This window comes from Pelobacter seleniigenes DSM 18267 (genome assembly GCF_000711225.1).
Classification (GTDB): Bacteria; Desulfobacterota; Desulfuromonadia; order Desulfuromonadales; family Geopsychrobacteraceae; genus Seleniibacterium; species Seleniibacterium seleniigenes.
In genome coordinates this window covers 3,065,629-3,076,292 of sequence record NZ_JOMG01000002.1, presented here as the reverse complement: position 1 = coordinate 3,076,292, position 10,664 = coordinate 3,065,629, and the positions used below count along the sequence as shown (strand labels likewise).

Genomic DNA, 10,664 nt, shown 5'->3' with positions numbered 1-10,664 from the left:
TGTGCAGCACTCGACAGCTGATTGGCCGAACCCGCGTTTTCCGCACTGTTGCGGACCTGACTGGTCATTTCATTCATCGATGCCGTGACCTCTTCCAGGGAAGCAGCTGACTCTGTCGCTCCCTGCGAGAGGGACTGACTGGCATCGGCGACCTGGCTCGACCCGGAGGCGATCTGTTCGCCGGCCACCTGGATGCCGCTGACCATTTCGCGCAGTCCGTTAACCATCAGTTTCAAGGCGTTGCCAAGCTGGTCCCTGGCCGAAGCAACCTTCACATCCTGAGTCAGGTCGCCTTCGGCAATGACTTCAGCCAAGCGGGCTTTCTCTTCCAGGTTGGCGGCCATGCGGTCGAGGGCGTTCCCCAGCCGACCGATTTCATCCTTACGGGCAAGGTTGAGGCGTTGCGAAAAATCGCCCAGGGCGATGTCGTCGGCCAGGGCAACGCCCTGTCTGATCGGTCGGCTCAGACTCCGGGTGATGACGAAACCGAGTAGAGCACCAATGACCATGGAACCGGCTACGACAATAATCTGCCAGAAGATGGCGCTGCTACTTGACTGTCGGCCGGTGATTTTGGCCAGGGTCATCTCGCCACCGGCAAGCTCTTCAATTTTGCTGAGAATTCCGGCGGCTTCTTCTCCTGCCAGGTCAAGGCGGCTCATAGTGGCTGCGGTCTCGGCGGTTGCGTGATCAACTGGCGGCGGGCCTGCATCAGGTTGGTTGCGGCCGCTTCAAGTTTGCGATGATGTTCTGCAACTCGACAACCATGGCTTTAACTTCGGGGCTGTCGGTTGGCAATGACTTTCACCCCGTCGATGTGCCACCGGTGGTGACGGCCGTTGCCATGGTATCGAATTCTGTCAGCAACGTTTGGTAGAATTGTTCCAATTGATCCAGTCCGCGAGATTATTGGTCTGGCGTATTCTTCGAGCAGAATCCTGGTTTGGCAATGACGTATTTCATTTCCATGGCCATATCGGCAACGGGAATCTCTTCCCGCAGGATCGCTTGTCCGGCAAGGTCGAGATTTTCCTCCTTGATGCGCGATTGACTTTTCCGTGATCTTGGATTCGACCTCTTCCGCCGCTGAGCCGATCAGCTTGACCATGTCTTCGACGTTGCCCATGGCCTCTGTTCGCTTGTTTTGATGGCCAGCAGGCGACGACCGTCTTCCATCAGTTCCTTGGCCGTTGTCTCATATTTGCATCATGGATTTCAGCGGCTTGCGGACCTGCTCCGCAAGCAATGGGTTATCGGTTTTTATAACCGCGACATCACCCATATGGCCGCCGTTGAGGATCGCCTCGACACCCTGATCAAAGTCCGGGCGGCTTGCAGGTAGGCCTTTTCGAGGGTAGCCAGCTTGCTTTCATCCATGGTGGCCATAACCGCAGTGCGGCATGGAATTCATCCATTGACGCCATTGCCTCCATCAGAGAGATTTTCATCTCCATTGATGCATCAACCACCGGGGCCTCTTCGTCGCTGATGACCGTCATGGAATGGCCGACGCTCTTTAACCCCGAATAGCCAACGATGCCTCCTGCCAGAATAAGGATCAGCATAATACCGAAACCGATGGTGAGCTTAAGGCCGATATTTAAGTCCTGCCATTTCATAAGCTTTCCCTCTCATTTTAATTAACGTTGATAGCCCTGATCTTGAGCACTCTAATTGAATCGGCATTGCTATATTAAATAGGAGGCTGGTTGGGTATTTTAATTATCTATAATATAAAAATCATTAATATTCAACGTTAAAGTTAGTTTTTGTTAATTTTTGGATGCTTTTCCCTTTCCCCCCAGTTTGATCTCCCTCGATTCTTGGCTTGATAATTATTTGCTCAATCATGGCTGAATCACCATCAGATCTGGGCTGAACGCAGGCGCTTACCCGGATGTGCAGAAGCTCGTCAGGCACTATGTGGTTTTTTCGGGAAGGAGAGATATGTATTTTTTTCTTGCATTTGATATTACTAATGTGTAGTTTTTGGTGAGTGCTCGCCAATGGAATTTTCTTCTTTCCCTGCTTCTGGAATTTCGGCAACTAACTATAATTATTATGAAATAATTATAGGACAGCATGACCCTGCTATATGAAAATGAAAACATGGAGATTTTTTAATGGAGTTTGCGCCTGAGATCAGCAGGTTTGCAAGCTGATATTAAAAATTTTAGCTTGCGGTTTTGAAGCTGTTTTTATTTCACGCCAAATGGATCGCTTTAGGGGGGAATAACCTGGCATGCTGAATATTCATTCAGAAGGAAATGGCGGATCGGCTGATCCTCTTTCTTCCATAATTCACTCTTTAACCGAACTCGTCCATCGCGCCGAAGATGATTTCCTGGCGCTGGGTGGACATCTGCAACAGGTCCAACTCCAGTCCGCCCGTCAGCGGCAACAGATTGCCGAATCCCTGACCCTATTTGAGAACCAGGAAAATAGTGGCGCATTGCAACGAGTGTCCACTTTTGTTGCCGACTGCCGCCGAAGTACCCGTTCTGCTCAGGAGAGCGCGGTTGCTCAACGCGATAATTTGCCAAGATGATGAGCCTGGTCGAGCGTATTGCAGGGCAGGGTGATTCCCTTGACCGAGTCGGCTTGTTTCTGCATGTCATTGGTGTCAATGCCGGTATCGAGTGCGCGAGAAGTCAGCGCATGGAAGCGATGTTCAGGGTGGTATCAAAAGACACCATGGCTCTGGCAGCACAGATTCGTCAGTCGACAGCGACCTTAGTTGATAATGCCACGAGCGCTGGGGTGGAACAGAAACAGACCTTGGCCAAAGTGCAGAATAATATCGAGTCTCTTAACGAACTGGGCAGCGTTCTGAAGAAACCACTCTGACCGCGTTGCGAAGGCCGTGAAATCATTGACAAGCTCTGCTCATGGCAAATCAAGCGGAGCAAGCAGCAGCAAATATTACTGCCAGGTTAACAATGTGATTATCGGCGTTACAGTTTCATGGAACACCTCAGACAGCGGGTTGATCATATCGCTTGGTCATTCAGAGCTCGCACGGTTCCAGAGTGGTTTCTTCAGAACGCTGCCCCAGTTCGTTAAGAGACTCGATATTATTCTGCACTTTGGCCAAGGTCTGTTTCTGTTCCACCCCAGCCTCGTGGCATTATCAACTAAGGTCGCTGTCGACTGACGAATCTGTGCTGCCAGAGCCATGGTGTCTTTTGATACCACCCTGAACATCGCTTCCATGCGCTGACTTCTCGCGCACTCGATACCGGCATTGACACCAATGACATGCAGAAACAAGCCGACTCGGTCAAGGGAATCACCCTGCCCTGCAATACGCTCGACCAGGCTCATCATCTTGGCAAAATTATCGCGTTGAGCAACCGCGCTCTCCTGAGCAGAACGGGTACTTCGGCGGCAGTCGGCAACAAAAGTGGACACTCGTTGCAATGCGCCACTATTTTCCTGGTTCTCAAATAGGGTCAGGGATTCGGCAATCTGTTGCCGCTGACGGGCGGACTGGAGTTGGACCTGTTGCAGATGTCCACCCAGCGCCAGGAAATCATCTTCGGCGCGATGGACGAGTTCGGTTAAAGAGTGAATTATGGAAGAAAGAGGATCAGCCGATCCGCCATTTCCTTCTGAATGAATATTCAGCATGCCAGGTTATTCCCCCCTAAAGCGATCCATTTGGCGTGAAATAAAAACAGCTTCAAAACCGCAAGCTAAAATTTTTAATATCAGCTTGCAAACCTGCTGATCTCAGGCGCAAACTCCATTAAAAAATCTCCATGTTTTCATTTTCATATAGCAGGGTCATGCTGTCCTATAATTATTTCATAATAATTATAGTTAGTTGCCGAAATTCCAGAAGCAGGGAAAGAAGAAAATTCCATTGGCGAGCACTCACCAAAAACTACACATTAGTAATATCAAATGCAAGAAAAAAATACATATCTCTCCTTCCCGAAAAAACCACATAGTGCCTGACGAGCTTCTGCACATCCGGGTAAGCGCCTGCGTTCAGCCCAGATCTGATGGTGATTCAGCCATGATTGAGCAAATAATTATCAAGCCAAGAATCGAGGGAGATCAAACTGGGGGGAAAGGGAAAAGCATCCAAAAAATTAACAAAAACTAACTTTAACGTTGAATATTAATGATTTTTATATTATAGATAATTAAAATACCCAACCAGCCTCCTATTTAATATAGCAATGCCGATTCAATTAGAGTGCTCAAGATCAGGGCTATCAACGTTAATTAAAATGAGAGGGAAAGCTTATGAAATGGCAGGACTTAAATATCGGCTTAAGCTCACCATCGGTTTCGGTATTATGCTGATCCTTATTCTGGCAGGAGCATCGTTGGCTATTCGGGGTTAAAGAGCGTCGGCCATTCCATGACGGTCATCAGCGACGAAGAGGCCCCGGTGGTTGATGCATCAATGGAGATGAAAATCTCTCTGATGGAGGCAATGGCGTCAATGGATGAATTCCATGCCGCCACTGCGGTTATGGCCACCATGGATGAAAGCAAGCTGGCTACCCTCGAAAAGGCCTACCTGCAAGCCGCCCGGACCTTTGATCAGGGTGTCGAGGCGATCCTCAACGGCGGCCATATGGGTGATGTCGCGGTTATAAAAACCGATAACCCATTGCTTGCGGAGCAGGTCCGCAAAGCCGCTGAAATCCATGATGCAAAATATGAGACAACGGCCAAGGAACTGATGGAAGACGGTCGTCGCCTGCTGGCCATCAAAACAAGCGAAACAGAGGCCATGGGCAACGTCGAAGACATGGTCAAGCTGATCGGCTCAGCGGCGGAAGAGGTCGAATCCAAGATCACGGAAAAAGTCAATCGCCGCATCAAGGAGGAAAAATCTCGACCTTGCCGGACAAGCGATCCTGCGGGAAGAGATTCCCGTTGCCGATATGGCCATGGAAATGAAATACGTCATTGCCAAAACCAGGATTCTGCTCGAAGAATACGCCCAGACCAATAATCTCGCGGAACTGGATCAATTGGAACAATTCTACCAAACGTTGCTGACAGAATTCGATACCATGGCAACGGCCGTCACCACCGGTGGCACAATCGACGGGGTGAAAGTCATTGCCACCGACAGCCCCGAAGTTAAAGCCATGGTTGTCGAGTTGCAGAACAATCATCGCAAACTTGAAGCGGCCGCAACCAACCTGATGCAGGCCCGCCGCCAGTTGATCACGCAAACCGCCGAGACCGCAGCCACTATGAGCCGCCTTGACCTGGCAGGAGAAGAAGCCGCCGGAATTCTCAGCAAAATTGAAGAGCTTGCCGGTGGCGAGATGACCCTGGCCAAAATCACCGGCCGACAGTCAAGTAGCAGCGCCATCTTCTGGCAGATTATTGTCGTAGCCGGTTCCATGGTCATTGGTGCTCTACTCGGTTTCGTCATCACCCGGAGTCTGAGCCGACCGATCAGACAGGGCGTTGCCCTGGCCGACGACATCGCCCTGGGCGATTTTTCGCAACGCCTCAACCTTGCCCGTAAGGATGAAATCGGTCGGCTGGGGAACGCCCTCGACCGCATGGCCGCCAACCTGGAAGAGAAAGCCCGCTTGGCTGAAGTCATTGCCGAAGGCGACCTGACTCAGGATGTGAAGGTTGCTTCGGCCAGGGACCAGCTTGGCAACGCCTTGAAACTGATGGTTAACGGACTGCGCGAAATGGTCAGCGGCATCCAGGTGGCCGGCGAACAGATCGCCTCCGGGTCGAGCCAGGTCGCCGATGCCAGTCAGTCCCTCTCGCAGGGAGCGACAGAGTCAGCTGCTTCCCTGGAAGAGGTCACGGCATCGATGAATGAAATGACCAGTCAGGTCCGCAACAGTGCGGAAAACGCGGGTTCGGCCAATCAGCTGTCGAGTGCTGCACAGCAGGCTGCCGAAAAAGGCAATCAGCAGATGGTGGAGATGCTCGCGGCCATGGAAGAGATCGAACGGTCCGGCCAGGACATCAGCAAAATCATCAAGGTGATCGAAGAAATTGCCTTCCAGACCAATTTGCTGGCCCTGAACGCGGCTGTCGAGGCAGCCCGTGCCGGTCAGCATGGCAAGGGGTTTGCCGTAGTCGCCGAAGAAGTGCGCAATCTGGCGGCACGTAGCGCCAAAGCGGCCGAGGAACAACCGCACTCATCAAGGGCTCCGTGTCGCTGACCGGCCAGGGCACCCTGATCGCCAGACAAACCGCGGAGGCGCTGAAAGAGATCATGAATGGAACGACCGAGGTCTCCGTTCTGCTCGAGGAGATCGCGGCCGCCGCCAATGAACAGGCCCAGGGATCAATGAAGTAACCACCGGACTGACCCAGATCGATCAGGTCACCCAGCAGAATACGGCCAGTGCCGAAGAAAGCGCCGCTGCCGCCGAACAGCTATCCGGGCAGGCGGCCCAGCTGCGGGAGATGTTGCAACGCTTCTCCCTTCGGAACACCGGCCCAACCCTCGATTATCAGCCCGGCTAATCGTACCGTTTTAAAATTGCCCAATTGCAGACGCCCGCAGCTCAGCATTTCGTTGCGGGCGTTTGTAGTCCCCGCCCAGGACTGGGCAAGCCGGCAAGCACGCCATTTGTAGCGAACAAAGAACCTTCTCGCGAGCCGCCTTGAAAGCGGCCTCTCTCTCAACCATTAGTTTATTTTAAATTTTTATTGATTTCTCATCCTAATTGCAACAATATACTGTAAAAATTAGAAGAATCAAAAAAGCGACTGCTGCCTGGGATGTCTTTCAGGAAGCCCCAAATGCCAAAGACTTATTCACTCCTCCAGATTATTACCAATATCGGTAGGAAGGATGGGACATGACTTCTCGACGACTGAGACTGCTCTGGATTGCGGGATTTTTCCTGTGGAGTCTGTTGATCGTCCTTTTGGGCTGGCAGGATCGTCAATCGGAGCTGTTGACGGTCAACAACCTGGCCAAAGCCGAAGCCAAAGGCAGTTACAACAAGGACCTCGTTTACCGACGTTGGGTCGCCAAACAGGGTGGCGTTTATGTCAAAACATCCGACTACACCCCAGCCAACCCCTATCTTTCCCATCTTCCCGACCGAGATCTGGCCCTGGCCGACGGGACGGTTCTGACCCTGGTCAACCCTGCCTATATGACCCGCCAAGTCTATGATTTAGCCGAGGTGCAGTTCGGCGCCAAAGGCCATATCACCAGCCTCAAACCACTGCGCCCGGGGAACGCTCCGGATCCGTGGGAGGAGCAGGCCCTGCACCGCTTTCATCAGGGGGAACACGAAGTCAGCACGGTCACGACCATCCGCAACCAGCAATACCTGCGCCTGATGTATCCGATGATCACCGAGGACAGCTGTCTGAAATGCCATGCTCGACAGGGTTATCAGCCTGGAGATATTCGCGGCGGGATCAGTGTCAGCATTCCCATGCAGCCCTACCAGCAGGCTTATGCCAAGATGAGCGGAACCCATCTGACCGGCCGCATCATTATCTGGCTGGCGGGATCCTTACTGCTGTTATTCTCCTACCTGTTTCTGAAAAAGCGCTTTGACCTCGAACTGATGGCCCGCCAGCGGGCCGAAACATCCGAGCATAAATACCGCATGCTGTTCGACCAGGCCACTATCGGTTTCGCCCTGGTCGATGCCGCCAGCAAAGAGATCCTTGAATGCAACCAGGCGCTGGCCGAGATGACCGGATGGACCCCGGAGGAGCTCAGAGGCCGGCCGCAAAGTATACTTCATCATGCCCGACCGGATTCATCACCGCAGGCCAACAGCCGACTCAAGGAACAGAGCGATCGCTCCGCGACCCTGCGTGAGGATACTTTTGTCACCCGTCACGGAAAGACCTTCCCGGTCTGGCTGAAAGCCCACAGATTTGCCCTGGAAGGACGCGAGATCATCTTTGGGGCCATTCAGGATATCTCGCAGCAGAAGCAAAACGAAGACATTCTGCGCGAAAAAGAGGCTAAATACCGCGCCCTCCTCAACAATCAGAACGATGCGGTCTTCCTGCACCGCTACCGGAACGAAGGATTCAACCATTTTGTCGAAGTCAACGACATGGCCCTGAAACGCTACGGCTATACCAGGGAAGAACTGCTCAAGCTTTCCCCGCAGGATATTTCAGCGGCCGAAGAGGCCCGCAAATACGGAGCCGCGCAAATCAGACGCCACCTGCTTGAACACAAGCAGATGATCTTTGAAACGATTCACGTCAAAAAATCGGGTGAGTCCTTCCCGGTTGAAATCAATACCTCGGTGGTCGATTTGAATGGCGAAAAATTCCTGCTGGCGACGGCCCGCGATATTTCAGAACGTAAGCAGGCCGAACAGACCAACCGACAGTTGGAAAGTCAGCTGCAGCAGAAATATAAGATGGAAGCCATCGGCCTGCTGGCCGGAGGCATGGCCCATAACTTCAACAACAATCTGGCCATTATTCTCGGCAACCTGCAACTGGCCACAGCCAAGCTCGGCAATCATCCCAACGTGCTGCAATACCTGGAAAACGCCCGCACCGGAGTTCATCGCGCCCGGGAACTGGTCCGCCAGATTGCCACCTACAGCCGCCAGGATCCCCAACAAAAAAGACCCGTACAACCGGCGGCGATCATCCAGGAAACACTCAGTCTGCTGCAATCAACCATGCCGTCTACCGTTAATTTCAACTTCTCCCTGACCGAGCAGAATCCCCCCCTGACGATTCTCGCCGATCCGACCCGGATTCAGGAAGCCCTGATCAATCTCTGCACCAATGCGGTCCATGCCATGAATGAACACGGCGACCTGCAACTGTCCCTGCGCAGCGCGGAACTGAAGCTCCAGGACCTGCCGCTCAAGTCAAACCTGACTCCGGGCAGATATGCCTGCGTGGCGGTCTCTGATAATGGCTGCGGAATGACGGCCGAGACCATTGAACGGATATTCGACCCGTTTTTTACGACCAAGGGGGTCGATGAAGGGACCGGCATGGGGTTGTCCACGGTCAAAGGGATTGTTGAACAGCACGACGGGTTGATCCGGGTCGAGAGTGAGCCCGGAAAGGGCTCGACTTTTTCGCTCTTCTTTCCCGCCACCAATGATTCCTGCGAAACCCAACCGGACCAAGAAGCCATGCCGGTGATGCGCGGCCAGGAAGCCATCCTCATCGTTGAAGATGATCAGATGCTGGCCGAACTCAATCGCACAATTTTTGAGGATAAAGGCTATGCAGTCACGGTGGAGATCGACAGTCTCCAGGCCCTGGAAAGGATCAGACAGAACCCCCGGCAGTTTGACCTGATCTTGAGCGATCAGAGTATGCCGGGACTAACCGGGCTCGAATTGACCCGGGAAGCCCATAAAATAAACCCGCAGCTGCCGGTGGTCATCTGCAGCGGCTACAGCTCCGGAATTCCTCCGGAAGCCGCCCGCGAACTCAATATTGCCGCGTTCTGTGCCAAACCGCTGGAAGTTTCGGAGCTGCTGAATGTAATCAGACAGGTTCTGGATTCCAGGGATCAGGCGGGCTAACAGCCGCAGGAGTGGCGAACCAAGAGCCGGCTTGACAATACCACCTGGCGGGTCGGCCGGGTCGGGTCAAGAATGCGTTTGAACAACATCTCTCCGGCCGTCTGGCCGATGGCGTAGGTCGGTTGTTCAATCACCGTGATGGCCGGGCGGGTCATGGCCGTCCATGGCGACTCGTCAAAAGTCGCAAAGGCCAGTTGCTCGGGAACGGCGATTTCTTTATCGCGAATGGCCCGAAACGCTCCCCCGGCCAACAAACCGCTACTGGTGAGAATGGCATCGGGCGGATCACTGCGTTCAAGAAGCCGGCTGACCGCGGCATGCCCGTCCGCTTCCCTGGCCGGCAGATCAATGATCAACTCCTCCTCCGGGACGATCCCGGCATCCGCAAAAGCCAGATTGAAGCCGCGCCGGCGATCCCGGCCGGTGACACTGTGGACACCGAACAAACCGGCGATCCGGCGATACCCATGCTGGAGCATATGACTGGTCAATTGCTGGGCGGCGGTCACATTATCAATCACGACGCTGTCCACGGCCGCGCCGGTTATTTTCCGGTCGATGATCACCATGGGGCAGACATCAGCCAGCTGCTGGGGAAAATGATCCGCTAACTGGCCAGTGGGGGCAAGAATGATTCCAGCCGCGTTTTCATTCTGCATCAGTTCGAGATAATTGCGCTCTTTCTCCGGATTTTCATCCGTATTGCACAAAATGACGCTGAAATTGTTGTCCTGAGCGACATCCTCGACCGCCCGGCAGAGGGACGCGAAAAACGGGTTCTGAATATCAGCGACGATCAGCCCGATCGAACTGGATTTTTTCGAACGCAGGCTGCGGGCCGCCCGGTTCGGGGAATAATTCATTTCCTTAATGACGTCCAGCACCTTTTCCTGGACCTCCGGGCGCACATGTTGTTTGCCACTCAAAACCCTGGAAACCGTTGCCGTCGAAACACCGGCTGCTGCCGCGATATCTTTGATTCTCATCTCACTCTCCCATAAGCTTTCCCCTATGTAACCGAAGGAACTGATAATTTCAACCCATCATCGCAGCAGCTCCCGGTGGCGGAAGGCGTTGTCACCCCAATTCTCTCATGCTGCTAAGGTTCGGTGACCACGGCTGGCCATATAGATTGGCATAGAAGGCTTGGTCAGGGGTTGCCATTTCACTATA

11 protein-coding genes are annotated in these 10,664 nt (G+C 53.2%); 7 read left to right on the top strand and 4 right to left on the bottom strand.

Annotated elements, in window-relative coordinates; all coding sequences use genetic code 11:
- The coding region (locus N909_RS0116910) for a HAMP domain-containing protein (protein WP_029917248.1) at positions 1-662 on the bottom strand (662 nt) is incomplete at its 3' end.
- A 20-nt stretch (positions 663-682) separates the two neighbouring features.
- On the opposite strand from N909_RS0116910, the gene N909_RS0116905 reads away from it, so the two are divergent.
- The gene (locus tag N909_RS0116905) at positions 683-877 is read left to right on the top strand and encodes a hypothetical protein (protein WP_029917246.1); all 195 of its coding nucleotides are present in this window, start codon (positions 683-685) and stop codon (positions 875-877) included.
- Positions 878-1,316: 439 nt separating this feature from the next.
- Here the strand turns inward: N909_RS0116905 and N909_RS0116895 are convergent, their stop codons facing one another.
- Positions 1,317-1,619, bottom strand: coding sequence for an MCP four helix bundle domain-containing protein (locus N909_RS0116895; RefSeq protein ID WP_029917243.1), 303 nt, complete (start codon positions 1,617-1,619; stop codon positions 1,317-1,319).
- 623 nt (positions 1,620-2,242) lie between these two features.
- On the opposite strand from N909_RS0116895, the gene N909_RS0116885 reads away from it, so the two are divergent.
- Positions 2,243-2,548 carry a hypothetical protein gene (locus N909_RS0116885; protein WP_029917240.1) on the top strand — a complete coding sequence of 102 codons (306 nt, stop codon included), beginning with the start codon at positions 2,243-2,245 and terminating at the stop codon, positions 2,546-2,548.
- Positions 2,545-2,847 (top strand): hypothetical protein, encoded by a 303-nt coding sequence (locus N909_RS0116880; protein ID WP_029917239.1) that lies wholly within the window; start codon positions 2,545-2,547, stop codon positions 2,845-2,847. Before N909_RS0116885 ends, N909_RS0116880 begins: the two co-directional genes overlap by 4 nt.
- 156 nt (positions 2,848-3,003) lie before the next feature.
- Here the strand turns inward: N909_RS0116880 and N909_RS0116875 are convergent, their stop codons facing one another.
- A complete protein-coding gene (locus N909_RS0116875; RefSeq protein ID WP_029917237.1) occupies positions 3,004-3,630 on the bottom strand; it encodes a hypothetical protein in 627 nt (208 codons plus the stop codon).
- 742 nt (positions 3,631-4,372) lie between these two features.
- Between N909_RS0116875 and N909_RS0116865 the strand changes: the two genes are divergently transcribed.
- From N909_RS0116865 to N909_RS0116855, 4 genes are all read left to right on the top strand, one after another.
- The gene (locus N909_RS0116865) at positions 4,373-4,975 is read left to right on the top strand and encodes a hypothetical protein (protein WP_029917235.1); all 603 of its coding nucleotides are present in this window, start codon (positions 4,373-4,375) and stop codon (positions 4,973-4,975) included.
- Positions 4,917-6,164 (top strand): methyl-accepting chemotaxis protein, encoded by a 1,248-nt coding sequence (locus N909_RS23995; protein WP_051689853.1) that lies wholly within the window; start codon positions 4,917-4,919, stop codon positions 6,162-6,164. The genes N909_RS0116865 and N909_RS23995 overlap by 59 nt, the downstream gene beginning before the upstream one ends.
- Positions 6,155-6,301, top strand: a complete 147-nt coding sequence (locus N909_RS26210) for a methyl-accepting chemotaxis domain-containing protein (protein WP_245613614.1) — start codon at positions 6,155-6,157, stop codon at positions 6,299-6,301. The genes N909_RS23995 and N909_RS26210 overlap by 10 nt, the downstream gene beginning before the upstream one ends.
- A 508-nt stretch (positions 6,302-6,809) precedes the next feature.
- Entirely contained in the window at positions 6,810-9,491 is a 2,682-nt protein-coding gene (locus N909_RS0116855; RefSeq protein ID WP_029917233.1) for a hybrid sensor histidine kinase/response regulator, read from the top strand.
- On the opposite strand, the gene N909_RS0116850 is transcribed toward N909_RS0116855, so the two are convergent.
- Positions 9,488-10,477: a LacI family DNA-binding transcriptional regulator gene (locus N909_RS0116850; RefSeq protein WP_029917231.1), complete on the bottom strand. Its 990-nt coding sequence runs from the start codon at positions 10,475-10,477 to the stop codon at positions 9,488-9,490. The genes N909_RS0116855 and N909_RS0116850 overlap by 4 nt on opposite strands.
- Positions 10,478-10,664: the final 187 nt, after the last annotated feature.